General features: G+C 69.5%; 23 protein-coding genes, 1 tRNA gene and 1 pseudogene. 7 read left to right on the forward strand and 18 right to left on the reverse strand.

From position 1 onward, the window contains the following. Positions 1-645 (reverse strand): annotated as a pseudogene (locus ABZ441_RS30515) (hypothetical protein); the annotation flags it as partial. A 566-nt stretch (positions 646-1211) separates the two neighbouring features. Here ABZ441_RS30515 and ABZ441_RS30520 point away from each other — a divergent pair. Beyond that, complete coding sequence (locus ABZ441_RS30520; protein WP_358980084.1) at positions 1212-1466, forward strand: hypothetical protein; 255 nt, start codon at positions 1212-1214, stop codon at positions 1464-1466. 309 nt (positions 1467-1775) lie between these two features. Here ABZ441_RS30520 and ABZ441_RS30525 read toward each other — a convergent pair whose 3' ends face one another. The 5 genes from ABZ441_RS30525 to ABZ441_RS30545 all read right to left on the reverse strand — a co-directional run bounded on the left by ABZ441_RS30525 (position 1776) and on the right by ABZ441_RS30545 (position 6432). Then, positions 1776-2339 (reverse strand): dihydrofolate reductase family protein, encoded by a 564-nt coding sequence (locus tag ABZ441_RS30525; RefSeq protein WP_358980086.1) that lies wholly within the window; start codon positions 2337-2339, stop codon positions 1776-1778. A gap of 112 nt (positions 2340-2451) precedes the next feature. Beyond that, positions 2452-4752 (reverse strand): hypothetical protein, encoded by a 2301-nt coding sequence (locus tag ABZ441_RS30530; protein ID WP_358980088.1) that lies wholly within the window; start codon positions 4750-4752, stop codon positions 2452-2454. Positions 4753-4755: 3 nt separating this feature from the next. After that, positions 4756-4827 (reverse strand) — tRNA-Gln (locus ABZ441_RS30535). Positions 4828-4954: 127 nt separating this feature from the next. Beyond that, positions 4955-6145, reverse strand: a complete 1191-nt coding sequence (locus ABZ441_RS30540; protein ID WP_358980091.1) for an SPFH domain-containing protein — start codon at positions 6143-6145, stop codon at positions 4955-4957. A gap of 59 nt (positions 6146-6204) precedes the next feature. Beyond that, positions 6205-6432, reverse strand: a complete 228-nt coding sequence (locus ABZ441_RS30545; RefSeq protein WP_205020526.1) for a hypothetical protein — start codon at positions 6430-6432, stop codon at positions 6205-6207. 781 nt (positions 6433-7213) lie between these two features. On the opposite strand from ABZ441_RS30545, the gene ABZ441_RS30550 reads away from it, so the two are divergent. Further along, positions 7214-7699: a pyridoxamine 5'-phosphate oxidase family protein gene (locus tag ABZ441_RS30550; protein ID WP_358980094.1), complete on the forward strand. Its 486-nt coding sequence runs from the start codon at positions 7214-7216 to the stop codon at positions 7697-7699. 422 nt (positions 7700-8121) lie between these two features. Here the strand turns inward: ABZ441_RS30550 and ABZ441_RS30555 are convergent, their stop codons facing one another. From ABZ441_RS30555 to ABZ441_RS30605, 11 genes are all read right to left on the reverse strand, one after another. Continuing rightward, complete coding sequence (locus ABZ441_RS30555; RefSeq protein ID WP_358980096.1) at positions 8122-8703, reverse strand: snapalysin family zinc-dependent metalloprotease; 582 nt, start codon at positions 8701-8703, stop codon at positions 8122-8124. Between the two features lie 275 nt (positions 8704-8978). After that, positions 8979-9638, reverse strand: a complete 660-nt coding sequence (locus tag ABZ441_RS30560) for a DUF6445 family protein (RefSeq protein WP_358980097.1) — start codon at positions 9636-9638, stop codon at positions 8979-8981. Beyond that, on the reverse strand, positions 9635-11455 hold the full coding sequence (locus ABZ441_RS30565; RefSeq protein WP_358980099.1) for a prolyl oligopeptidase family serine peptidase: 1821 nt from the start codon (positions 11453-11455) through the stop codon (positions 9635-9637). The genes ABZ441_RS30560 and ABZ441_RS30565 overlap by 4 nt, the downstream gene beginning before the upstream one ends. 5 nt (positions 11456-11460) lie before the next feature. After that, positions 11461-12216, reverse strand: coding sequence for an ABC transporter permease (locus ABZ441_RS30570; protein ID WP_358980101.1), 756 nt, complete (start codon positions 12214-12216; stop codon positions 11461-11463). Further along, complete coding sequence (locus ABZ441_RS30575) at positions 12213-13142, reverse strand: ABC transporter ATP-binding protein (RefSeq protein WP_358980103.1); 930 nt, start codon at positions 13140-13142, stop codon at positions 12213-12215. Before ABZ441_RS30575 ends, ABZ441_RS30570 begins: the two co-directional genes overlap by 4 nt. After that, positions 13135-14004, reverse strand: coding sequence for a hypothetical protein (locus tag ABZ441_RS30580; protein ID WP_358980106.1), 870 nt, complete (start codon positions 14002-14004; stop codon positions 13135-13137). Before ABZ441_RS30580 ends, ABZ441_RS30575 begins: the two co-directional genes overlap by 8 nt. Further along, on the reverse strand, positions 13994-14821 hold the full coding sequence (locus ABZ441_RS30585) for a hypothetical protein (protein ID WP_358980108.1): 828 nt from the start codon (positions 14819-14821) through the stop codon (positions 13994-13996). The genes ABZ441_RS30580 and ABZ441_RS30585 overlap by 11 nt, the downstream gene beginning before the upstream one ends. Beyond that, positions 14814-16367 carry a radical SAM protein gene (locus tag ABZ441_RS30590; protein ID WP_358980110.1) on the reverse strand — a complete coding sequence of 518 codons (1554 nt, stop codon included), beginning with the start codon at positions 16365-16367 and terminating at the stop codon, positions 14814-14816. Before ABZ441_RS30590 ends, ABZ441_RS30585 begins: the two co-directional genes overlap by 8 nt. Positions 16368-16476: 109 nt before the next feature. Next, a complete protein-coding gene (locus tag ABZ441_RS30595) occupies positions 16477-16602 on the reverse strand; it encodes a hypothetical protein (RefSeq protein ID WP_275588515.1) in 126 nt (41 codons plus the stop codon). Positions 16603-16607: 5 nt separating this feature from the next. After that, a complete protein-coding gene (locus ABZ441_RS30600; protein ID WP_358980113.1) occupies positions 16608-18941 on the reverse strand; it encodes a radical SAM protein in 2334 nt (777 codons plus the stop codon). A 56-nt stretch (positions 18942-18997) separates the two neighbouring features. After that, positions 18998-19834, reverse strand: coding sequence for a phytanoyl-CoA dioxygenase family protein (locus ABZ441_RS30605; protein ID WP_358980115.1), 837 nt, complete (start codon positions 19832-19834; stop codon positions 18998-19000). A gap of 727 nt (positions 19835-20561) precedes the next feature. On the opposite strand from ABZ441_RS30605, the gene ABZ441_RS30610 reads away from it, so the two are divergent. From ABZ441_RS30610 to ABZ441_RS30620, 3 genes are read left to right on the forward strand one after another with little or no spacing between them, the layout of a single operon-like run. After that, positions 20562-21365 (forward strand): alpha/beta hydrolase, encoded by an 804-nt coding sequence (locus ABZ441_RS30610; RefSeq protein ID WP_358980116.1) that lies wholly within the window; start codon positions 20562-20564, stop codon positions 21363-21365. Next, a complete protein-coding gene (locus ABZ441_RS30615; protein WP_358980118.1) occupies positions 21362-22660 on the forward strand; it encodes a SpoIIE family protein phosphatase in 1299 nt (432 codons plus the stop codon). The genes ABZ441_RS30610 and ABZ441_RS30615 overlap by 4 nt, the downstream gene beginning before the upstream one ends. Beyond that, positions 22657-23010, forward strand: coding sequence for an STAS domain-containing protein (locus ABZ441_RS30620; protein WP_358980120.1), 354 nt, complete (start codon positions 22657-22659; stop codon positions 23008-23010). Before ABZ441_RS30615 ends, ABZ441_RS30620 begins: the two co-directional genes overlap by 4 nt. A gap of 228 nt (positions 23011-23238) precedes the next feature. On the opposite strand, the gene ABZ441_RS30625 is transcribed toward ABZ441_RS30620, so the two are convergent. Beyond that, positions 23239-24066, reverse strand: coding sequence for a helix-turn-helix transcriptional regulator (locus ABZ441_RS30625; protein WP_358980122.1), 828 nt, complete (start codon positions 24064-24066; stop codon positions 23239-23241). Positions 24067-24193: 127 nt separating this feature from the next. On the opposite strand from ABZ441_RS30625, the gene ABZ441_RS30630 reads away from it, so the two are divergent. Beyond that, positions 24194-24637, forward strand: coding sequence for a nuclear transport factor 2 family protein (locus tag ABZ441_RS30630; protein WP_358980141.1), 444 nt, complete (start codon positions 24194-24196; stop codon positions 24635-24637). Then, positions 24637-25482 (forward strand): NAD(P)H-binding protein, encoded by an 846-nt coding sequence (locus tag ABZ441_RS30635; RefSeq protein ID WP_358980125.1) that lies wholly within the window; start codon positions 24637-24639, stop codon positions 25480-25482. The genes ABZ441_RS30630 and ABZ441_RS30635 overlap by 1 nt, the downstream gene beginning before the upstream one ends. Positions 25483-25511 lie beyond the last annotated feature (29 nt).

The following is a 25511-nucleotide window of genomic DNA, read 5'->3' on the forward strand; positions in this document are numbered from 1 at the left end:
CGAAGAATTCGAGGCCCAGCACCATCGCTCCCAGGCGACCACGAACACCGCCTGAAACCAAAGACATCGGCCGCTACGAAACCCAGGGCAGCTCACCATCGCATCGGCCGGCCCTTCGGTGAGCGTGCGGTGCACCGCTTCGAGATAGCTGGCGATCGACGGATAACCGGGCTTGTCGCAGGCCAGGTTGTCCGGTAGCGACCAGTAACCGACGCCGTCCGCGCCCACGTAGTGCCCGGATTCGGGGCCTGCTTCGTCGCCGGTTAGCCACGGAACCACCGCAGCACCCCACATGTCGCCGCGGCCGACCTCGGGCAGCCGCGGCCTGAGCGCATCGATCGGGCCGAGCAGGACCCCCCCAGGCAAGAATGCTCCCGAGCCGACCTCGCCTTCTTCCTCGTTGGCCTCGATGTACTGGTGCTCCACACCGCCGCACAGCCGCCACAGCGCGGCCAGCTCCAACGGCAGGGCGGACCCGAGGTGCTGCCTCAGCACCGCGTCCGCGTTCGCCATCTCTGTCTGCGCCGCAGGGGGAAGCAGGGAGGCGTATGAGGTGGGGGCGTGCTGCTCCAGCCACCCCACGAGGCGGCCCCACGCCGCCTCGACCTGCGCAGTCCTGGCTTCTGCATTCAGTTGATCGCTCATCCCGCCAACCTAACCGGCGGGAAGAAAAGGGATCTCTGTGAGGAACATCGCGCTCGCCATCAGCGCCGCCACCATCAGCTTGCAGACGGGACATGCTTGGGGGTCCCGGCCTCGCCGCAGACGGTGGCTCTGCACTCAAGGCTTCAACCACGACCTCGGGTGATGGCCCGCAAGGCTCAGCCGGAGGCGCGCGACCCCGAGCACGAAGCGGCACGGAGCCGGGACCGCTGAAGCGTCGCTCACTGACTCAAGCAGAACAAGCAGCGCAGACAGAACGAGCAGCCCTACCACCGCCAGATGAAGCCCCTGCTCAACGCTTACGCTGACCAGCTCATCCATGTCATCGACACCGGACACTCTAATCGCCAACTCACGTGCCCACTCGCCAACCGAAGCGCTCAGGCACAATGCCAGTGTGACTGAGCTTGGCGGTTGACCTCGCGGATCACTCGTCCTGCTGACCTGCGGTTCTCATGGGACAGCGGAGGCGGCCGCGTAGAAGTAGGCGTCAAGCAGTGGTTCCTCGAGCAGCAAGTGAACCGCGAGTGGAAGCACGTAGGCTCATCGTGTGTCAGCTCACCGAGCAGCGGGCGACGAGCATGATCGCCTACGAGTTGTACGTCCTGGGCATGCGTGATGACGGGTTGCGACAGGTCAGCGCGGCCTCGGTGAACCACCTGCGCCAGCGCCTGACAGGCTTGGTGCCACCCGCTGAGGTCGATCGCGTCGTAGCCACAGCGGACGGATACCAGATGCACTGCCTGTTCCAGGATCGTGTCCCCACAGCACGAGAAGTCGCTGTGATCTTGCAGGCGGCATGATCTTTGACCGGGCGTGGCGTGTTCGGTGATCAGAACCGGCTGATCGCCTCGCCGGCGAGGTTGAGGTTGCTGGTTCTTGGTGCTCGGCGGCAGCCTGGCGCGAGTGGCACCCGGGTTCCGTACACGATGACGCGGTTCCCTGCGGATCGCGCTGCGGCGGAAGCGGTGGGGCCGAGGTGGTCGATGACACGGCCAGTCGCTTCCGCCAGCCTTCGAAAGGTGGTGGTTCACCTGCTTCGCGCAGGTGATTTCCCTGAGAGATCATCACGGGCCGACCTCATCTTCGCAGGGGCTCCGCCGGCCAGATGGCTAACGCACCACGCGGTAGCCGAGGTAGACGACACTTGAGCTGAAAGTGCGGGTCTCGACAAGTTCGAGACCCACCCTGTGCTCGTGCTGGGGGAAGAACGGAATGCCGCCGCCGACCAGCACCGGGTACACCCTCGCCCGGTACTCGTCGATCAGACCCAACGCAGCCGCCTCGGCGGCGAGAGTCGCCCCGCCGATCGCGATGTCGCCCTCCCCCGGCTCGGCTCGCAAGCGCTCGATCTCCTGTGCCAGGCCGCCGGAGGCCAGGCGGGCGTTGCCCTGTACCTCCGAGAGCGATGTGGAGAACACCACCTTGGGGAGCGATCTCCAGATCGCGGAGAACTCGAGCGTCGAGAAGTCGATCGACGGATTCTGATCGACGGTCTCCCAGTACGACATCGTCTCGTACAGCCGTCGCCCCAACAGGTGGACACCGACCTCCCGCACCTCATCGGTGGCGAAGCGGAACACCTCCTCGTCGGGCGCCGCCCAGTCGAGGCCGCCGTCCGGACCGACGACATAGCCGTCCAGGGAGATGCTCATCGAATAGGTCACACTGCGCATCGGAAGTCCTCCTCGGTGGAAGGTTCGACAGTACGACCGCCCGACGCCGCGAGCCTCGAGGCTCGCGAGATCCCCTGGGCCACCGCGCCTTGTCGCGCTCGCGCCTCGGCCGTCACCGCATCCAGTGCCTGCCGGTGCTCCAACCCACAAAGCGCCGGGCACGTCCGGTGTCTGCCGTTCCGTCGTCGCCGAAGGTGCCGCCCTCGGCGACCAAGGTCAGGCCCGCCAGGGCAGGGACAAGCCGGGTTGTGACGTGGGACGGGTGGCGGGCCGTCTCCTCCCTCAGCTCTGCGATGACCCGCTGCTGCTCCTCCGGCGGGCACAGGGACAGGTGGAACACCATTTGGCGCCACGCGTACGCAGCGTCCTTGATCGTGCCCAACGGCCGCGGGTTGCGGTGCACACGGGCGGTCAGTCGGCACACGGTCACGAAGCAGCGGCGCGCGAGGTCGGCCCACCCGGGCCGGGGGGCAATGCCCACCCGGTGGACGAGCGTGGCCAAGTTGTGCGTGGTGAGGATCTGCGCCTGCTCGATCACCGCCCCGTTCGCGGCGACCGACCAGGACCGCGAGGCGGGCGCAGCGCGATCGGCGCACAGCCGTGCGAAACCGGGGGAGGTACGAGCGCCGTACGAACGGGTCAAGGCTTCGCCGGCCTCGACGATCGCGAGATTTCGGATCGCTGCGTAGTCGATGCCGTAGTACCGCTCGTACAACGTGCCGCCGAGCAGTTCACCCGCGACCCGCGCGGCCTTGAGGAACTTCGGGCTGAACGTGCCCATGAAGATGTCGGCAGCCAACTCCTCCACGAACGGTGCCCCAAGGTCGCACTGCCGGTCAAGAACGCCGAATTCGCGGACCATCGGGTTGGGCAGGATCGTACCCGGGAAGGCCTGCACGGCCAGCTCGCCGAGCTGCCGCAGCACGGCGAACGCACCTTCACCGTCGGGCGTGCCCAGTAGCGCAGACCGCTGCCCCGACACAGCCCGTACCCAGGGCAGCTCCTCGACGCGCACCTGTCGTTCCAGGTTGCGTAGGAGCAATGAGCGGCGGTTGCGGAACGCCCGGTAGTTCGCGGCCATCACAGCTCGCAGCGGCTCGTCCTCGTACGCGTGTGCGGTGGTGGCGGCGACCAACTGCGGCACCAGCTCGGCCATGACCTCGGCAGACGGGACAACGCCCCGCTCCACGAGCGTGCTGAGGGGTGCGCTCAGCGCGGACTCGACGACCTGGCCGATCGCGGCCGGTACGACGGCTCCGGCGGGCAGGCCGGCCTCCCGGCCTTCCTCCTCGGTCACCGGGCCCAGGAGCGGGGTGACGTCGGTGATGCCCGTCTCCGGCGGGAGTACGGCGAGCCGACGCAGCATCAGCTGGGCCAGCGCGTGATGTGAAGGACGCGCCGACTGCTCGGCCTGGCGCCGGCGCAAGGCCATGTGCGCGGCCGAGCCGGGCAGACCGCGACGCCGGACCATGGACTGCACCGCGTGCCGCAGCAGGCCGAGCCTGCGCGCCTCGACCGGCCGTCCGGCGACGACCTCGTCCAGCGCCTCGCGCAGAATGCCCAGGTTCTCCTTGGAGTCGCGGTGCTTGGTGCAGAGTGTGTGTTCCGCTGCGAGCAGCCGGTAGCGGCCGAGCAGGATCTCGCCCTGCGCCAGCCAGTCGGCGTCGGGGGCGAGCTCGAGAACCTGGTCGTCCCGCGCCGTCCGTAGCCAGTGGACGAGCAACTCGTCGGCGAACGGCTGCCACACGGCGAGCGCCTCGCGCTGCTTCTCGACGGCTGTGTTGTGCCGCCGCCGTATCAAGGTGTCGACGGCCTCGGAGACGGTGTGCCGATGGACGGCCGCGGTGACATCCGGCGCGGGCCCGTCCGCCGGGCGGGGCAGGAACCGCAGCCGGTCGGCGAACGGCTCAAGCTCCGCCACGAGGTCCAGCGCCGCGCTGGTCTGCCCGTGCTGCACCAGCCAGGCCATGGTGAGCAGCGCGGCCTCCTCGGGCACACCGATCTCGTAGCTGCCACTGTGCAACCGGGCCCACAGCCAGGCGAGTCCGGGCTCGGTGAGGCAGTGGGCGAAGAGCGCGCGCCGCTCGGCGGGCACCCCGAAACTCCGCGCGGCCTCAATCTCGTGGGGCTGGATCGCGCCGCCCGCGCTCGCGGTTCCAGTGGCGAAGCCGCCCCGTATCACTTCTGGAGACACCCAGGGCGGGAGCCCGGCCACGGGCGTACGCGAACCGACAGACAGCCGTCCCGAGGCCATCGCCGCGAGAACCTGCCGCCACTGCTGCCCGCGCACCTCGGCGCGGTGCCGGACGCCCGTGTCCCTGTGGGTCAACGCGGTCATGAAGGCCTTGGCGAGCTGGCTCTCCGGATAGGACGGGGCCACGATGAGAGGCTGCTGCTCAGCGTTGTCGTTCATAAGCCGACGTGGCAGGTTCCGCCCCTGCGCCCTCCGGGTCCAGAGCCCGGTGCTCTACTGCTGAGCTACACGCCGATGACGGTAGACGTTAGGCGTTCGGTGATCACCGCACAACCGGCTTTTTCTTGGGCTGACACGGCCGACGCGGTGCAGCGAGCCGATGCCTGCGGCTGCTTCGTGGCGGCTGGACGGTGGTCGCGAGCTACGGGTGCACCCCGGGAGTCCGCAGGCCGCTCTTACCGTTGACTGCGGGATCCTTCGTGTTCTGGAGCGAGTCGAGGATGGCGAGGCCCTGGCCGACCACGCCCGCTGCGATCTGATTGACACCGTCGGTGCCGTTGAGCACGGTGAGGCTGGCACCCGACATGCCGCGGGCGGCCGCATCCGCGAGGGCCGGAAGGTTCTCGACCACACGGTTGGCGGCGATCAGCTCCTGGTTGCCGTCGCGCAGCGAGAGGGCGCGGGCGTTGTTCGCGTCGGCCTGCGCTTGCGCGAGTGTCCGTTCCGTGTAGGCCTTGCCGTCCGCCTCGAACTCGGCAGTGTCCCGAGCGGCTTCGGCAAGGGTCCGCTGGCGGTATGCCTCAGCGTCTGCCGGGCGCCTGACCTCTCCTTCGAGATGCTGGGCCGCCAGCTCGGCCTGGCGCTGGGCGAGCGCGGTCTGCTCCTCGATGACCTCGTGGGACGCCATGGCCTGAGCAAGCGGGCCGGCCTGGGCGGCGCGGGCGTTGGACTGCTCGGTCTCGGCGAGGAAACCGGCCCGCTTGATCGCCGTGTCACGCTCGTACTCCGCCTTGAGGGCGGCCGCCTGCTGCTCGCGTTCGGTTGCCTCCTGGTCGGCCTTGGCCTGGGCGATACGCGCATGCCCGGCAACTGCCGCGGCGTGCGGAGCGGCGAGGTTGTTGATGTATCCGGTGGCATCCTCGATCTCCTGGATCTGGAGTGCATCGACGACGATACCGAGTTTCTCCATCTCGCTGTGACTGCCCGCCATCACTTCCTGGGCGACCCGGTTACGTTCCCGAATGATCTGTTCGACGGTCAGTCCGCCGACGATCGACCTGAGGTGTCCGGCGAAGATCCGGCCGACGAGTTCCTCCATCCGTTCTTGTTCGGAGAGGAAGCGACGGGCTGCGTTGGCGATCGAGATCGCGTCATCACCGACTTTGAACACACAGACCGCGCGTACGCTCAGCCGAATGCCCTGCTGGGTGACGCAGTCCTCCGCGATCTCCGCTTCCCGCAGTGCCAGGGACAGCATGCGGGCCTTCTGCTTCACAGGCAGTACGAAACTGCCGTGACCTGTGACGATACGGAACTGCGTTTCCTGCGACTGCCGTTTCGTACCCGATATGAGCATGGCCTCATTCGGCGCCGGAACCTGCCAGAACAACATGAGCGAACTCCCGTCGGGTGCTGGGAAGCACTACACCTCTCAAATTTGCAGCTTTCCATTCAGGACGGCAACGGCTCGACGATCACCGAGCGAGCTGAAATGGAGTCGATGACGATCACCCGTGTGTCTCTGGCGAGGGTGATGTGGGAGCGCGACCATGCCGCGTAGGTCTCCGAGCCCCCGCGAACCGCCACCAGAACCTCACCCGGCCCGTCCGGAGGAATGCCCACTGTAATTCTCCCGATCGCCCCGACCGGACTCTGGGCGGACTCGTCGGTACTGGTCATAGGCCCTCTCACCGCGCGTACGACTCAAGATCGCAGGCACTCACCTCCGGCCTGCATTCACGCAAGAACGGCCACGACACATCAGCCGACGGCAACGATTCTCTCGACAACTTCACGTTACTCCCGCCCCGGGCGTGGAGCGGGAACACATGCGGGAACACGTTCCGGCCCGGTTGTCGGCCGGTCGACGAGCTGGGCCACTACCTGGAGCAGAGCCTCGGAGACAGAACCTTGCCGGTCGGGCAACGGGTGCGCTCGGTGCTGCACTGCGAGTCCGGGGCAGTGGCGCCGCATCGCGTCCAGGACCGCCTCGGACGGCACCGGCAAGGTGTTCGTGGCCATGCTGGCAGGACCGAGGCCGAGTCGTGCGTTCATGGACGCGGTGCTGCGGACGAGTTTGGGTGCTCGAGCCGGACAGGCATCCGGGTCACGCAGCACCAGCTCGATGAACCGCTGCGAGGTGGTGCGCACCCGCATCTTGCCTTGCGGCGCGGTCCAGAGCTTTCACGTCCGTACCCGTCCCGGGGCCAGAAGTGGTGCCTCAGGACTTTGGTACCGCAAAGTTCAGGTTCTCGTTCGTGGGCTGTCCGGAAAGGTGTCGAGCCGTCGTCGTGGCTGGTAGAAGATGACGCGGCGGAAGTGGTAGAAGCCGGCGAGCGCGGCAGGAATACCTTGGCGGAGGGGCGGCGATTCGGCCGCGGATGTCGAGAACGTGGCGGCGCCTTCGTCCCGGGGACATAGCGGCCACGAGCGGCCGCGCGACAACGGAGGACGACGAGTCATGGACCCCAAGCAGATCGCACAGGAGCTGTCCGACGCCCACGAGCTGTTGAGCCAGGCGTCAATGGCGCGGCTGGCATACAACGGACTCGACGGGCTGCCACGCGTCATCCCGATCGGTATCTTCTGGACCGGCGACGAGATCGTCATGTCCACGGCGTCCACGGCACCCAAGGTAAAAGCGCTGTCCGCCCGCCCCGAGGTTCCCCTGACCATCGACGCCGACGACAGCTCCGGCTCGGCCAGGACGTTGTCGGTGCGCGGCGTCGTGCGCCTCACGATCGTCGACGGGGTGGTTCCGGAGTACCTCGCGGCCGCCCGGAAGAACTTCGACCCCGAGTACGCGGCCGAATTCGAGCGGAACTGCCGGGCCATGTACGACCGGATGGCCCGTATCGTGGTCGAGCCGCATTGGGCGCGGTATTACGACTTCGGTGCCGGCCGAGTGCCGCAGTTCCTCGCCGAACTCGCCAGGAAGTCGAGCTGACCCCGTCGCCGCCGAGGCTCTGAGCGGGTGAACCCTGCGGGCATGACATCCATGCCGTGCGACCACACGGCCGGAGACGCCACCCAGCTGATGTCCTGTTCACGAAGGCTCCCCCGCCCCTGGACCGGTGGGTCAGCCACGGCGACAGCCTGACACCCCGCTCGGCGACCGCAGCTACGGTCATGAGGCTTACGGCCGCCGAGGCCGGAGCTCAGAGCACCGAACCGGTCATCGTCCGCAACGGGCGTCCCGCACGATTCCGGTCGGTGTCCGACGCTGAGATGTCGAGCGCACGATCGCCCGGATCCACGGTTCCCGAGGTCGTCGCATCCGCTGGGAACGGCGCGACGAGACACACTCGACCTTCTCCGGTCCCGCCGGTTGCCCCTCCCCCACCGCCACGTCCGACACCCTCAGGACCTTCAGGGAGCATCCACCAGAGTTCGCCCGCTCGCGGGGTTGAGCGAGACGAGTCCGTTGGCGTAAGCGGACTCGACACGGCTCTTCTCAGTCGCGTTCGGAACCGCGTTCCTGCATGTGGTGCCTGCGCTGGACCCTGACATCAGCTGAGTGCATGGGCCGGGCTTGGTGTCGGGCAAGCCCAGGCTGTGTCCGATCTCGTGGGCGGCGATGCGGGTTTTGTCGTGGCCCTGGGATACCGCCTGACTGCCGAGTTCCACACGCACCTGGCCGCCCGGCCGCACCGGGCCGAGTGTCGCCTGGGGCCACCCGCTGGTGGCGATGATCTGGATCTCGGCTCGGGTGCCGGGTGCGGCTTCGACCAGTTTGACGTTGCCGACGTTCTGGTTCCACGAGGCGACTCCGGCGGTGATCGCCGCCTCCCATCCGCCCGCACGGCTGTCGTCGTAGCGAAGCGTCACTACCGCGGCCGCGTTCGCCGCCGTGGCGGACTCCGGTGCGGGCGCGGCATGCGCCGCTGTTGCTGTGGCCAGGGCGATCGCGGCGGCGGTGCCGGCTGCCTTCAGCCATAAGGAGTACGGCATTGGCGTCCCTTCACTCGTGGGGAACTCGGTTCCGCTCGGAGCCGAGAGTGGGGAGAGACCGCATCAGCCTGTCGGCCGGTTGCAGAGCCGACTCTCCCGGGCCTCAGGACCATGCCCAACACCACGTACCGATCATGCCCCTGTCATCGTGAAGGGCCGGAAACGGGTGCTGGGTGAGCCGTTGCGTCTGTTACGCGTGCCGCCAGGGGCTGCGGACCGGGCCGGTGGTGGCCGGGAGGGGCGCGCCTCGCGAACGACCGGAAACGTCACCCTCCTTACGGCCGTCCCGTGGCACCGGCCCTGCCCGCACCGTTCCGGTCGGGATCGAAGTGGGCCGGGATGTACTGGAAGAAGAAGTTGTGGATCAGCCGGGCCGAGGACTTGCTGTCCCCGAAGTACTCCTGGGCCTGGTGGAACTGGCCGGGGTCGAACAGCACGAGCCGGTTCGGCACCATCGCCAGGGAGACCAGCTCATGCCAGTTGGCGACGTCACCGCCGTCGGCGAGGATCTCCTGGGCGTCCCCACGGTCCCGCAGCTCGAAGAAGTGCCGGACCCCGGTGCGCCGGTGGGCGTAGAGGGAGGTGCCGCCGCGGCACTGCTCCGCCGTGTTGAGATACAGCACACCGGCCCAGCGGGCCTCGTCCACATGGATGCGGGCGCCTCGGTGCAGGTTGACCTTCCAGTCCATGGCCGAGGACATGTGCAGGTGGTTGGCGATCAGCTCCTCGCGGGTCCCGGGTCCGAGCACCTCGCAGATCCGGCCGATGGCCTCCTCCTCCATCCAGTGGGGTGCCGGTGCGGTGCGATAGGCGAAGGCGCTGTCCGCACGAGGAGTGAAAGCGCAGTCCAGGGCGGCCGCTCTGGCACGTTCGAAGTCGGCGTACACGTCGTCCACGACGACGAGGGAGGCGTGGTCGATGCCGGTGACGTTCACTGCGAGGCTCCTTCCAGGTCACGGGCGACGGCCGGGCAACCGCGGATGAAGGCCGTCACCTCCGCCACGGCGCGGCGGGAGGCGGCCTGACAGAACCGCTCCACATGGCCGACCGGGTAACTGCTGAGGGTCACGGGCGTCCGCTCGCGCAGCCGGTCGGCCAGACGCAGCCCGTGCCGGGCGTCGGCCCGGGTGTCGTACGTTCCGGTCTGGATCAGCACGGGCGGCAACGGGGCGGTGGGCAGCGGGAGATGCAGGGGGGACAGGGCGGTGAGGGCCTTCAGCTGGTCGGTGCGGGACGGGTCGCCGAGCATCCCCGTCCAGTGCCGGCCGATGCCCAGCCGGGGGAAGTCGACCAGGTCGGTGACCGGGAAGCGCAGGATCCAGCCGTCGAACAGTCCGGGCTCCAGCAGCACCGCGCGTGCGGCGCCGACCGCGCCCATGCTGTGCCCGAGGACCACGAGCGGGCGCCGCGGCCCCACCGATTCGCGCAGCAGGCGGGCCGCGTGCAGGAGGTCGTTGTAGCCGCGTTCCCCACCCGGCACGCGATGGGCGGGCACCAGCGACCGCGTCACCACACGGGCGAGCGTCAGGCGCCCGGCGCGGGCCAGTTCCTCCAGGGCGCGTTCCAGTGGGGCGTTGGCGAGAGCGGTCAGCCCGCTGTGCTCCAGGAGCAGGACGGGGCCGGCGGTGCCGGAAAGCTGCACGGGAAGCCGGTTGCCGTCTCCCGCCGTGCCGTACCGGGTGGTGCGGGGCAAGGGGGCGGGCCACCCGGTCGAACTCAGCGGCCGCGGTCGCTGCTCGCCGTCCAGCAGCAGCTCCATCCGGCCGGCGACGGTGCCGTCCGGTCCCCGGGAGACCTGCAGCCACAGGGCACAGTCCGCGGCGGGCGAGGCGGCGACCTCGGGGAACGAGTCACCGGGCCGCCCCCCAGCAACGAGACGCGCCTCGAGGGTGTCGCCGTCGACCCTGTACAGGGCCTCGGCGGCCTCCGCGCCGCGCCCGGCGAACGTACGGACCAGCACGCTGCGCCTCGTGCCCCAGGCCCAGGCCAGTGCCGTCCCTTCGGGAAAGACGACGGCCCTGCCGTCCTCCTCGTCCCAGGGCAGCCCGGCGCGCAGCACGGCCCTTGGTGTGCCGAGCGCCTCACCGTGCCACCAGCGGTGTGCACCCAGCAGCAGGCGGTTGCGCGGAGTCCTCGCGGCCGGCAGCGGTGTGGGCACGAGCCGGCCCGTCGCCCCGTCCGGACGCAGCAGGCGTTGCGTCGTCACGCCGTGCGCGGTCGAGCGCACCAGCACGGTCGCGGGGTCACCCGTCGCTTCCACGGTGACCAGGGCCAGGGGATCGTCGCCCAGCTCCACCGCACGGTCGTTCGCGAACGGCTCACCGCTGCGGTGGACCGCAACCCTGATCCCGTCCACGGGAGGGTCGTCCAGCCGGGCCCCCGGCGCGAAGCCCGTGTAGACGAACCCGGGCCCTTCCGTGCCACCGGCCGTCGACGGCACACGCGCCAGGTGCACGAGGCTGGGGCGGCGGGCGAGCACGGTGTCCGGAGCGCCGTGCTCCGAGAGGTAGCCGTAGTCGCCGCCGGGACGGCCGTGGAGGACGACCGGTGGGCCCACGGCGGCCGGATGGACGGCCAGCGGGGTGAGCCCGTCGGGTCCGTCGGGCACGTCGACGGCGTGGACGCCGGTCGCGTCCCCGCGCAGCATACGGGCCCCCGACTCCGCGTCCTGCCACCAGTAGCCCGCCGAGCCGACGGTCACCAGACCGTGCACCGCCACCGGTCGCTCGGCGCTCCCGCCCGTCGTCGGCATCCCGCTCAGCCCTGCTCGTTGGAGGTCAGTTCGTGGCGGCCGGAAGCCAGTCGCAGAGCCCCCGCCACGAGCAGCGCGGCCACCAGGCACCCCGCGGCGGCCTGCACCGGAGAGCTGTCGGCCGCGGGCGAGCGGACCAGCAGCACGCAGTAGGTGAACGGGTTCACGGCGGCCAGCACCCGCATGAAGGCCGGAAGGCCGTCCAGGGAGTAGAACAGCGGAGCTGTCATGACCAGCGGCAGACTGAACAGCGACGTCATGAGGTCGCGCTTGCTGTAACTGTTGATCCCGAACCCCAGTGCGCAGCCGGTCAGCACGGTCAGCAGACACACCAGTACGGCCAGGCCCGCCATCCGCACGTCCTGGACGACGCTTCCCTGCCCGAGCAACTGCTTCAGCACGAGGATCGCGGCGATCTGCGCCGTGGCGACCAGGGTGTTCGCCACCAGGATCGAGCCGATGTACTGCGGGAAGGACACATCGGTGGTCCGGGCGACGGCGTACACGCCCCACTTGCGGTCGTTGGCCACGTCGCCCATGCACCAGAACAGGGCGCGGATGGCGATCACGACGAGCACGCCCGCGTAGGCGAAGTCGTCGTACGGCATGCCTTCGATGCGGGCGCCCCCCACGAGCGTGCTGAGTCCGGTGACCATGAACAGGAAGTAGGCGGGGGCCTCGATCATCCGGCTCAGGTGGCTGGTGCGCCAGTTCCACACGCTGAGCAGGTGGAAGCGGGCCAGCGTCAGGGAGGTCTTCACTGCTGCACCATCACACTCTCGGGGGCTGGGGTCCGTTCCGTGTAACGCGCGAGGTACACGTCGCGCAACGACTGCTTCTCCGCGCTCAGGTCCTCCACCTGCAGTTCCGGCGGCAGCCAGGCGAGGACCGGGCGCAGTCCGGTGGCCAGCGGCACCTGCACCGAGAGGCCGGCCCGGTCCGCGTCGGTCTGCAGGGTCCACTCGGGGGGCAGCGCGGCGGCGAGCCTGTCCGGGCACGGCTCGGGCATCGGTTCGGCGAACACCACGCGTACCTTCATGGTTGCCCCCGCCCGCCGGACGAACTCCTGGATCGGCAGATGGGCGCGCAGCCGGCCCTCGTCGAGCAGCACCAGGTCGGACGCTGTCCGTTCGATGGCGTCCAGGTCGTGGGAGGAGACCAGGACCGTGGCACCCGAGGCCGCTCGCTCGCGTAGATGCTCCATGACGAGTTCACCGGCTGCCGGGTCCAGTCCCGCCGTCGGTTCGTCGAGCACGTAGATCGCCGCGTCGGCCACGAGGGCGCGGGCGATCTGCACACGCTGCAACTGGCCGCCGGAGATGTACTCGGCCTGCTGGGTACGGACCTTGTCGAGGTCGAGGAGTTCCAGCACCCGGTCGACGGCTGATGTCGGCACACCGGTCAGCCGTGCGACCAGTTCGATGTTCTGGCTGACCGTCAGCGACCAGTCCACCATGGTGCGTTGTGGCGCCCACATCAGTCTCCCGCGCCCGGTGTCGGTGGTGACGGTGCCGGACGTGGGACGGATCAGCCCCGAGACGATGTTCAGCAGGGTCGACTTGCCCGCCCCGTTGTGGCCCACCACGGCGAGAAGGGTGCCGGGTTCCACGGCGAAGGAGACGCCGGAGAGGGCATTCGTCCCCGTGCGGTACTGCTTGCTGATCTGATCAACGGTCAGGCTATGCACCGAAATACTCCTCCACAAGATCCGCGCCCGCTTGTTCGCCGCCCTCGGGGGGCAGGGTCAGCAGGCTCCGTGCTCGGTCGGCCGCGAGTGCGCCGCTCAGCCAGGACCAGGCCCCGACCGGCCACACACGAGGTGCGGGCCCGCCGGGCCCGAGGCCGGGCTCCGCCTCGGGTGAGCGCCTTACCGCGATCAGGTGCACCGGTCCGAGCCGTCGTCCGACCGGCACGACCGCGCCCAGGCTCTCCGGCCGGGTGAGCACCACTTCGCCGCTCACCGTGCAGAAGGAGCGGCGTTGTTCCAGCCCGGCCAGGGTCCCCTCGCGCATCGCGGCCAGCGTACGGCCCCGCACCCCGGTCGGCGTGAGATACGGCCGTGCCGCCCCCGTGGCGCGCTCCACCACGAGCAACTGGTCCGAGGCGATGGCCCATCCGCGGGCCGACAGCGCCAGACCGAGGCTGGTCTTGCCACTGTGCGGATCACCGTGGAAGGCGAGACAGCACTCCCCTCGTGCGAGCACCGTGGCCTGTACGGCGGCGATCTCTTCGCGCATGGCCCGGAACGGTGGTAGCGGTGAGGGCACCGACGACCAGCGGGTGAACCGCCGCTCCTCGATCACCTCGCCTCCGGGCTCGGAGCTGAGCCGGAACGCCTTGGGCTCGTCGTCCTTGGCCAGCAGCGACCGCAGGAAGCCGCCCCCGCCGGAGGACAGATCGACCCGGTAGCGCGGCCGTGTGCCGGGCTCGGCCCGGTGCGGGCCGAAGAAGAAGTCGAGGTCGGTGGCATCCCCCGGGGTGCAGCGGACGCGCACCACGGTGCCGAAGAAGTCGAGCAGCCGCTCGGCGGTCGGCGCATCATGCGGCACGGGCGTCTCCTTCTCCGCACGGCCGCGGACACACGGCCAGGAGCTCTTCCAGGTGTTCCTGGGGATCCCAGGTGACCCACGAGGTGGGGCCGTCGGCTCGTACCTCGAAGCGTGCACCGCGCGTCAGATGCAGACGCCAGGCCAGACGGAGCGGCTGGTCGGGCGGGGCGCACCGGCCGAGGCGCTGGGGCCGTACCATCCAGGTGCGTCCCCACCGGGTCGGCAGGACCGGGGCGTCGTCCAGCAGGGCGGCGTCCAGCCACGGCAGCAGGGGCAGACTGCGCTCCCGGATCCCGACCGGGCGCCCGTAGCAGTACAGGCGCCCCTTGTGCTGTCGGTCCGTGACGAGCAGGTCGTCGGAGGCGAACACCCAGCCGAGCCGCAGGAGATGCAGGATTACCAGCGACTTGCCGGTTCCGCTGTCCCCGGTGACCGCGAGCGCCCGGGCGCTGCCGTCGGGTGCCGCCACCGCGGCACCGTGCCGGATGTGCACGACGTCGCGCAGCGGAGGCAGCCCGAAGGGTGGCACGGGCGAGGGCCGCCGGGCGTGCGCCCCCCATTCCTCGTAGAGGCGCCACGGGCCGGTGGGCGTGCGCCACTGGACCCGCTTCACCGCCGCCGTGCCGAGTGCTTCCGTGAAGGAGCCGCCGTCCTCCGTCTCCAGACGCACCACCAGCCCTGCCGGCGAGTCATCGGCTACGAGGTGATCACTGAGGTAGTAGCGCAGATGCGCCACGTCGACGGACTCCGGGCAGCGCAACTCCACGGTGACGTCCAGGAACCGGACGGTCACCGCCCTTGCGTCGGGGTCAGGCATCGAGGCCGGCCTCCATCCCCTGCTCGCGCTGCCAGGCGATGAGCTCCTCGCTGATCTCCCGCCGGTCGACGCGGTACTCCGGCTCCTGGGCAGGCAGTCCGTGGACCCGGCTGGGGATCAGGGAGCAGGCGTGCTCCTGCGGGCTGAGGATGCTGTCGAACATCCGCCACGGGAACTCGACGCTCAGTCCCAGCTCCTCGCGCTGGTCCCACAGCCCGCTGCCGGGGCGCAACTCGCACTCGGTGAGGTATTTGGGCGCCGGAAGACCTGCCCCGCGATGGGCGCGGATCTCGTCGAGCAGGCGACGGCGGTGATCGGGGGTCTCCTTCGGGTGGCCGATCATCACGCCCCACACGCTGTGCATCCCGAAGTCCCGGGCCGCGTACAGCATGCGAACGCCCTCCTCGACGGTCTGCCGTTTGTTCATCAGGTCGAGGTGGTCGTCGAGCAGCGTCTCGATGCCGAGCTGGACCGTCACCCGGCCCAGCGCCGCGAGCCGGCCGAGCCGCTCCCGGCCGAAGTCGGGCCTGATCTCGCAGAACACGCGGTAGTCGTGCTGCTGACCGGAGTCGGCGATCGCCTGGACCAGCCGGGGCGGCAGCGCGGTGTCGAGGAACTGGAACCGGCGCTGCCCGTACGTCCGTGCCAGATGGTCCATCTCCGCAAGGACGCGCCACGGGTCGTGCATCTTGAACCTGGCGTCGTAGGAGTCGTTGAAGTTGCAGAAGTCGCACTGGTCCCAGTAGCAGCCGCGGGACACCTCCATGCTCACCACAAGCCGGTCGCGCAGCCACGGCCTGCGCAGACCCGCCTCCACCAGCGCGGACTGCTCCGCGTACCCGTCCTTGAAGGTGTGTGCCCGGCCGGCGACCAGCCGACGCCGGCCGCCGAGCGCGTGATCCAGGGCGTCGGCGAGGACGTCCTCCGCCTCGCCGTACACCACGACGTCCACCTCCTCGTGCAGCGCGAGGACGTCGCGGGCGACCTGGACGGAGCCGAAGTAGCCGCCGAGCACAACCCGGGGCCGGGGCACGCCCCTCTCCCCTGCGAGACGCGCGACACGACGGGCCAGGAGCAGGCTGGGCAGCAACTGGAAGTGGGTGCTCGTCAGGCAGAGCACCTCGGTACCGACGAGACGTTCGGCCAGCCGGTCGAGGTAGCCGTCGAACGACTCGCGCAGCAGGGCCTCCTCCTCGCTTGTCGCGAGGAACTCCGTACGTGCCAGCTCCTCGCGCTCCGCCCGGTGTGCGGCGCCCGGGGGCGACCACAGCGGCAGCAGCGCGACGTCGGAGGCGAAGTGCCGGTTGGTGAACAGCTTGTACGCGCTCTCCGTCAGGCCCCCGCTCCGCGCATGGGCGTAGAACTCCATGTGCGCCGGGACGAACCGGGCACGGCATCCCAGCTGCCGCAGCCGCCGGGTGATGAGCACGGCCGGATAACAGGTCGCGAAGGGGGTGAAGAACGGTAGCGAGACCACCGCCACGGTGACCGCGGGCGCCGTGCGGGCCACCGGTGTCAGCGGCAGGAGTGCGGGGCTCTGCGTCATCGGTGTCCTTCCGCGCGCCGCTCTGTCGGAGCGTGGTGTGCGCGATGATGGGTGCGGATCCGGTGCACCGGCTTGGCCCCGGTGCACCGGATCCGACCTGCGGGGCGGGTCAGTCCACGACGAACTGCTTGTGCAGGCCGGAGGCCATGATGGCCTCCTCGATGGTGGGCTCGAAGAATCCGTCGTCCTCGAACTCCACCTCCGCCTCAGCGGTGTTGAGCTGCTCCCCTTCCATGTGATTCACCTCCTCTCGGCAAGTGGTTGCGTCGACCTGTCCGGCGTCTCGACGGACAGGAGTCTGTTGACCAGCAGCCGCCACACGAAAGTGCGCAGCCTCGGTAGGGATCCGGGGGCGCAGCGCCCGGCCAGATCGGCCCATGAGCTGCCACCGTCGGCAATGAGTCGGGCCACGGCGGCGCCCGACACGGACAACCGCAGCCGCTGCCCGGTGATCCGGGAGGCCAGGAAGACGTCGGCGGCCTCGGTGACGAGCCGTGTGCCGGGGCCGAGCCGCAGCAGCAGATCGCCGGTCAGCTGGGCGGCGGAGTTCAGCAGGCTGGCGCCGGGCTCGGCAGGCTCCAGGCACCGGTGGTGCAGCGCGGCCCGCACCAGAGCACGCTCCGAGGAGTCGCAGCACAGCTCCGCCGCTGTCGCGGGCATGCCGTCCAGGAGTCTGCTGGGGAGACTGAACAGGGCGCCTTCCCGCGGCTCGTACAGCAGGGTCCGTTCGTCCTCGCGGAGCCGGACGACCCAGCCTCCGGCCGGCCGCAGCGGAATGCGGTCCCAGTCCGGTCCGGGGCACGGAACTCCCGGGGGGTCGTCGCCGTCGCGCCCGGCCGTGCGCCGGGCGGCCGCCCGCAGGAAGACGACCTCCTCGGCGGGCCGGTCCTGGTCCCCGAAGGCGCTGCCGAGAATGCGGTCGGTCCGGGCGGCGACGTCCCGGTCCTCGGCGCTGGCGGGTTCGGGCAGTAGGCCCACGTAGTCGTAGCGCAGTGCCATCTGCAGGTCGTCGGCCGGGTTCTGGTGGAGCACCCGTACCTGGAATTGGCCGGGGGTGGCGGCGACCGGGGACAGGGCGTCCAGGACGAACGGGCCGATCCCGAAGGTACTGTCCGGCACCGCGTACCGCTCGCGCGAGCGGGCCAGCGTGGCCGCCGCGAATTCCACCGTGCGGGCCGTCTGCCAGCGGGCCTCCCCGGGGAACCCGGCGATCCCGAACAGGTGCACGCTGACGCCGGAGGCGAGCAGCGCGTCCAGGTTGGGCGCGATCCAGGACGCCTTGATGTCTTTGCGCATCCGGTCCAGGACGTCCTGGTTGTACGACTCCAGCCCCAGGTCGAGACGACGGCAGCCAGCCGTGTACAGCGCGTCCGTCAGCCGGCGGTCGATCGTCGGCGAGAACCGGGTCTCGCCGTACCAGAGGTAGTCGCGGTCGGCGAGTCCCTGCGCCAGCGCCCGCATGCTGCGGACGGTCAGGATCTCGTCCACGAACTGGAAGTGGCGGGTGCCGTGGCGCCGGTGCAGCTCGTCCATCTCGGCGACGACGGCCTCCGGCACGCGGATGCGGAACTTGTCGGAGGCGAAGGGGATCGCGCAGAAGGCGCACTTCCAGGCGCAGCTGCGGGAGGCGATCACCGGAAGCACCGGTCCCGGCGCCAGGTAGCCGTCGGCCAGCGGGTGGTCGGTGAAGTCGGGTACGGGCAGCTCGCCCAGCGAGGCGGTGGCGGACGGGCACCGGTGCAGTTCGTCACCGTCCGGTACGACGATGCCGGGCACGCCGTGCAGGGACCGGCCGGACAGGAGACGGTCGACGAGATCGACGATCGACTCCTCGCCCTCGTAGCAGACCAGGGAGTCGATCAGTTCGAAGAACGGGTGGCCCGGCCGGAGCCGGTCCGCGATCCGGGTGACGAAGTTCCCTCCGACTGTGATGTGTACCTCGGGTCGCTCCCGCTTGATGAGACGCGCGGCGGTCAGCGCGGCGATCAGCTGGGAGTCCGCGGAGACGGAGAGGCCCACCACCTCAAGGTCCGGCAGTGCGCGCAGCCGGGGCACGAGGACGCGCTCGAAGACGTGCACGTACGGGTTGTGCACCGTGTCCGCCACGGCGCGCATGGCCTGCCGGCTGGAGACGGGACGGTGTCGCAGGTCGAACCGGTCGAAGTTCATCTCCGCGCCCGGGGTCATGGCCGCGATGCCGTCCAGCACTGCCTGGCAGACGGCCGTAGCGGCCCTGTGGCCGTCGACGTCGGTGATGCTCTCCGGTGAGCGCAGGAAGGCCGCCGCGCGGTCCACCGACGAGCGGGCCGCCTCGAACTGGTCGCGGGCCCGGGGACCGAGCGCCTGGTCACGTTCGGCGGCGTAGCCACCGGCCCCGTCGGGGCTGAGGAGATGGCGCATCGTCTCGGCCGACAGGTCCAGCGCGGACGCCGCCACGTGGTGCCGGCGCAGCACCGCCAGCAGCAGGGGGACGGCGAGGTGCGGTGCGTACGGGTTCCACAGCGGCGGGTTGATCAGCAGGACCCGGGACGAGGCGGACTGGTCATCCGGAGGAATGGGCATGTGCGCGGGCATGGGCTCACCTCGCCCCCTCGCGGGGGAATCAGCCGGTGTGGGCGCGGTACGGACTCTCAGGAGCGGTCGGTGTACGTGCCTTCGCCGTTCCAGCGGGCGATGCGGCCGGGTACGAATGTCTCCCGCACCGTGTTCACGTCCGGTATCCAGGCGCGCCCCAGAAGCCGGCATGTCAATTCTTCGAGAGGGCTTTTACCCTCCGGGCCGTCAGTGAGATTCATGGGCTCGTTCAGGGCTACTACCGGATTCGAGATGAATCGGGGCCGACCTCGGCTATTGGGTGCCGACTGGTGCGCGGTCAGCGGATGCAGGATCCAGGCGTCCCCCGCTTTCCCGGTGAGCGAAAGGCGGTCGTCCGACGCGCCGACATGATTCCGGGTGGGAATGCGCGCGCTGGTCATTCCGCGCGGATGCCCGGCCAGATGACGGAGAATGCCTTTCGTGGCCGAGGGTGCCGTGAGAGTGGCCCCCTCGCCCTCGCCGACATCGGACCAGAGGACGAACAGCAGCAGTGCCTGTTCGGGGCTGTCGGGATGGTGTACGAAGAAGTCACCGTCCACGTGCCAGCTCTCGGACAGCTGCGCGGTGCGGAAATTGCAGATCAGAGCGTTGCTGAGGCGGACCGGCCGTCGGATCCGGCCGGAGCCGCCGAGCAGCGCGCACACGGCGGCCCAGAGCACCGGAGCCACGTCCGCGAGGTCCGCGACACGGCTCGGAGGCAGCGAGGTGAGGCCCGCCGGGACGGTGAGCCGACCGTCCGTGGACAGCCCTTCTCGCCGGAGCGTGGTCTCGAAGAGCGTCCGGAGTCGGGAACCAGGAGTGAGGTCCACGGCATTACTTACCCGGACATATCCGTCCCGGACGAAAGAGTCCGCGATCTTCTCGGGTGACATTGCGGAAGCGCGTGCGCTCTCGTAGGGGTGAGAAAGGGATTCATGGGAGGGCGTGGAAACATTCGTCAACGGAGCCCCCGTTGCTCGTCTGACTCGACCGCCGCGAGGCTAGCAATGCGCCGTTCTCAGCGTCAATGACCACGATCGGGTTCCGCGTTCGAACTGTGCACAGCGCAAAGAGGACTTCCTGTTTCCCAAACATGGAAATCCCGCCGTCCCGATGGCCCGATCGGCAGACCGCCGAGCGAGTCGTCTTCGGCAGCCGCACCGCTCGCGCCCGCGCGGGACCCACCGCTCACGCTCGGCAACCGGCACTATCGAGCCAGATCCGAATCCCCTTCCTCGCCAGTCGGTTCGAACAAGACGGGGACGGATCCGCCGCCGAGGCACGCGTCGGAGCCGGTCTCGCGTACACCTTTCGGACACCCGTTCGCCTGAAGGGCACCCCTGAGTCGCTCCTGGCACGAAGCCGACGCCTCGGTGCCTCCGTACTCGGAGCCGGGCGTACGGGTCCTCTCCGGCAGAACCTGCCCCATGGGACTGCAGGACGACCGGTGCATCTACGTCCCGGCCACCCCATCGGGCAGAGCAAGGCCGGCCCATTGCCGTATCAACCGGTAGTTGCCCGCTTCTCTCCCGTCGGGCCTTCCGGCGTTCCGCCGGGGGCGCCGAGGAGCTGACCAGAGGGCCCTTCTGGAGGTGGAGAGCGGGATGGGAGACTGTACGGATGAACATCCGGAGCAGGAACAACATCACCGTCGCCGGGCGAGTGGACGGCCCGGTGCTCCTGCTGGCGCACGGGTTCGGCTGCGACCAGAACATGTGGCGCCTGGTACTCCCGACCCTGGCCGAGAACTACAGGGTCGTGCTCTTCGACTACGTCGGATCCGGCCGCTCGGCCCCTGCGGCCTGGGACGAGGAGCGGTACAGCTCGCTGGAGGGCTACGCCCTCGACGTGCTCGAGGTCTGCGAGGAGCTGGACCTGCGGGATGTGACCTTCGTGGGGCATTCGGTCAGCGCCATGATCGGGGTCCTCGCCGCAGCGCAGGCCCCGTCGCGGTTCTCCCGCATGGTGATGGTCGCGCCCTCTCCGCGGTACATCGACGAGGACGGGTACCGGGGCGGGTTCACCGCGGACGACATCGACGAGCTGCTGGAATCCCTGGAATCGAACTACCTGGGATGGTCTGCGGCGATGGCCCCGGTCATCATGGGCAACGCGGACCGCCCGGAACTCGGCCAGGAGCTGACCACCTCGTTCTGCGCGACCGACCCCGACATGGCGCGGGTCTTCGCCCGCACGACGTTCCTGTCCGACAGCCGTGCGGACCTGAAGACGCTGAGCGTGCCGACGCTGGTCCTGGAGTGCCGGCAGGACGTGATCGCTCCCCGCGAGGTGGGAGCCTACGTTCACGCCGCGATCCCCGGCAGCCGGCTGGTCACGCTGGAGGCGACGGGGCACTGCCCCCAGCTGAGCGCTCCGGAGGCCACCGCCGCTGCGATCACCGACTTCGTCGGGACGACTGGATGACGTGCCGCCCCGAAGAGGACCAGGACCCCGGCGGAGACCGTGGCGTGACCGCCACGGACGCGATGTTCACCGGCCTGCTGGAGGACAGCGCGGAAGAACTGTACGACCAGGCCCCGTGCGGTTACCTGTCGACGATGATGGACGGCACCATCGCCAAGATCAACGGCACCCTGCTGGAGTGGCTGGGCCTGGAAAGGCACCAGGTGGTGGGGCGGATGCGGTTCACCGATCTGCTCACGGTGGGCGGCAAGCTCTACCACGAGACGCACTTCGCCCCGATGCTCCAGATGAAGGGCGAGATCAGCGGCATCGCCCTGGACATCAAAGGCGCCGACAAGCAGCGGATTCCCGTGCTGGTCACCTCGAAGGTCAAGGCCGGCGAGTCCGGCGAGCCGCTCCTCATCCGCACCACCGTCTTCGACGCCCGCGAGCGCCGTGCCTACGAGATGGAGCTGCTGCGCGGCCGCCAGGCGGCCGAGGAGGCACGCCGGCAGGCGGAGGCGGACCGTGCACGGCTGCAGGAAGCCCTCGCCGTGCTCCAGCAGAACCTGCTGCCCGCCGAGCTGCCCGTGATTCCGGGCCTGGAAGCCGGCTCGTACTACCACACAGCCTCCCCGGACCTGCTCGGCGGCGACTTCTACGACCTGTTCCCCCTCGACACCGACCGGTGGGCGTTCTTCCTGGGCGACGTGTGCGGGAAGGGCCCCCAGGCCGCCGCGGTCACCTCACTCACCCGCTACACACTGCGGGCCGCCGCCCTGCACGACCCCGACCCCGTCACCGTCCTGACCACCCTGAACGCCGTCCTCCATGAGCGCTACGCCAGCGGCGACCCCCGATACTGCACCGCCATCTTCGGCATCCTGCACCGCGAAGGCGACATCGCCGGCGTGCACCTGGCCTCCGGGGGCCATCCCTCCGCTCTGATCCAGCGCGCCGACGGCAGGGCAGAGTTCCTGCCCACCTCCGGCGGGATGCTCATCGGCGTCCTGCCCCACGCCCAGTTCACCGCCGCCCGCACCGATCTGCACCCCGGCGACACCCTGCTGCTGTACACCGATGGCCTGACCGAGGCACGCATCGGGCCCGACCGCGATCTCTACGGAGAGGACGCCCTGCGCGCGTTCACCGCCGGCCAGCCCCCCGCCGGCCCTCAAGCGCTTGTGACCGCCTTGACCGGGCTCCTCGCAGGCTTCGGCGACGGCCTCGACGACGACACGGCACTGCTCGCCCTCGGCGTACCCGCCCCGCTCCCCAAGTCCCTTCCCACCCTCGCGAACGAAGACCTGAGATGAGCCCGCTGACGATCACCTGCCGAGACGCCTCCACCGGCCCCGTACTGGAGATCGCCGGTGACCTCGAATACGCGACGGCACCCCAACTCCGCAGAGTCCTCGACGACCTCACGCTTACCGCAGGGCAACTACTGGTCCTGGACCTCACCGCCATGGATTTCTGCGACTCCAGCGGCATCACCACCCTGCTGGCGGCTCGCAACCTGGTCACGGAGCGGAACGCAGCCCTGGCCTTGGCCGGAGTCCCTCCCAACACGCGCCGGGTCTTGGGAGTTGTCGGGCTGGACCGGGTCTTCACCATCCACCAGGACGTCTCCCAGGCCACCGCCCCCCACTCCGCCACCGGCTGACCCGTCCCTCGGGAACAGACGGCTGCGGTTCGCCCACCGAGTCAGGAGCCGTGGTCCCGCCGGCGGACGGCCAAGCAGCGGACCGAGAGTCGTTGCCGGAACCACATCTGCTCCGTCTCGAGGTCGGACAGACACGCCCGTGGCGTGATGCGGGCGGGGTGAGGTTGACCGACTCCGGGACTACCGGCCCGACTTCGGCGGATGGGGTCGCTTCCGCAGTGGCAGCGGTCAGAGGCTCCTCAGTGCGGCGGCGCTCGGACTCCCGGCTTCTGCGGTGTACATCACCAGGGAGAAGCCTGAGCCGGGCAGGCTGAGGGTGTGCCGGTCGATTTCCAGCTCGCCCGAAGTGGGGTGATGCAGCTTCTTCCGCACGCTGGGTACAGGGCGCACAGCGTGGTTACGCCAGTTGCCCGCAAAATCGGGATCGTGGGTCGCGAACTCGTTGATCAGTTCTGCGAGCACGCTGTCGGTGGGTTGCCGAACGCTGGCTGCGCGCAGGTCAGCGGCTGCCTGCCGAGAGAAGTCGGACTCCGAACCGGGCGCGCCGGTGCAGAGGGTGTCACGGAATCTTGCCGAGATGCGCGTGAGGTTGCGCTCGTCATGGGTGAGTCGAGAGAAGTCGGTGATCAACGCTGCGGCCGCTGCGTTCCAAGCGAGGATGTCCAGCCGTGCGTTGACGATGTAGGCCGGGATGCCGTCGAGTCTGCCGAGTAGCTGTCGGGCGTCCTCGGGCACGTGCTCCGGTGCGCCGTCGTACTCCGCCGGCAGTACTTGTCCGGCCAGGCGGGCCAGATGATCACGCTCTGCTTCGGCGAGTTGGAGAGCCGTCGCCAGCGAAGACAGCACCTGCGGTGAGGGCCGGGGGGCGCGTGCCTGTTCCAGTCGTTCGTAGTAGCTCACCGACACCTGCGCCAGGGCGGCCACCTCTTCGCGGCGCAGTCCGGGTGTGCGACGGGCGCGTCGGCCCGGTGGAATCGTCGCTTCGGCCGGCACCTCCTCTGGTCGCAGTTCCTCGCGGCGGCGGCGGAGAAAGTCTGCGAGTTCCTGGCTGCTCACGCATTCATGCTGTCACAGGGGGGAACAGCTGAGCCTCGCACTGTTGGTCCGGGGCTTGGCTGTCCGTTCCGCGCCAACAGATCCGCTGTGCATGGTGGCCTGGTCGGTTTGTCGACTACGAGGAGAAATTGTGTCGCGCACACCTGAGGAAATATTTCGTCGCCTGATCGACCTGATGCTGGCCAAGAACATGAATGCCGTGGCAGATCTGTGGGCGCCCGACGGGATCGCGGAGTTCCCATTCGCAGCCGGGATCTCCCCTCGTGTTCTCCGCGGACGTGAGGAAGTACGCACCCACCTCGCTCACTATCCGGATCTGATGGACATGGAGGAGGTGGTCGCGCTCACCGTGCGGCCCACGGATCGAGCGGACACCGTCGTGGTGGAGTGGACGGCCATCGGCAGCACCGTGGCGACCTCCCAGCCCTACCGCCTGGACTACATCGTGGTTCTCACGGTCCGCGACGGGCGGATCGCTCTGTTCAGGGACTACTGGAGCCCACTCTCGGCGGCCGCCGCTGCCGGAGGGCTCGCGGGGCTGATCGACTCGCTCGGAAGGAAGAACGCCTGATGTCCGGAGTGCTCGTGACCGGAGGGACCGGCAGAACCGGGAGGACGCTGGTGCGAGAACTCCGCAACGCTGGTGTGCAGGCTCGGGCAGCCAGCCGGAACCCGGCAGCAGCCGATCCTGACGCGATTCGCTTCGACTGGAGTGACCCGATCACGTATGGACCCGCGCTCGACGGGATGGACCGCGTCTTTCTGCTTCCTCCGGTGGAGTCCGTGGACCCGCTGCCGCTGGTCGAGCCCTTCCTGCGCCGAGCGCAGCGGGCCGGTGTCCGGCGCCTCGTCATGCTCGGCTCCGCCATCGTCCTGCCGAACGCGCCCAGCGCTGTGGAGATGGCCGCACAGGTTCGGGCCCAACCAGGAGGTGTCGTACTCCGCGCGTCCGGCTTCATGCAGAACTTTCTTCGCCCGCACCCTCTGGCCGAGCACATCAATCGACTCGGTGAAATCCGCACCGCCGCCGGTGACGGCAGGTTGGGGTGGGTGGATGCGCGGGACGTCGCGGCCAGTGCTGCCGCGCTGTTGGCTGACCTGGGAGTGGACGCTCGAAGCGACTACCTGATCACCGGGCCGCACGGGATGGGTTATCCACAGGCCGCGCAGATCATCACCGCTCGGACCGGCCGGCAGGTCCGGGTGGAGCACGTCACGGAGGAGGACCAGGCTGCCGCCTACCGTGCCTCCGGAATGCCGACGGAGTTCGCTGCCGCCCTCGCGGCGGTCGAGCGCAAAATCAAGGAGGGACGCGAGGACCAGGTCAGCACCGCAGTGCTGGAACTGACCGGCCGCCCGCCGCGCGCCTTTGCCGAGTTCGTCGCTGATCACGCGTACGAGTGGGCGCAGGAGTGAGGGAACAGGAGCAGTGCGGTCGAGTGGAA

This window comes from Streptomyces sp. NPDC005752, from assembly GCF_040630715.1.
In the GTDB taxonomy this organism is placed as follows: domain Bacteria; phylum Actinomycetota; class Actinomycetes; order Streptomycetales; family Streptomycetaceae; genus Streptomyces.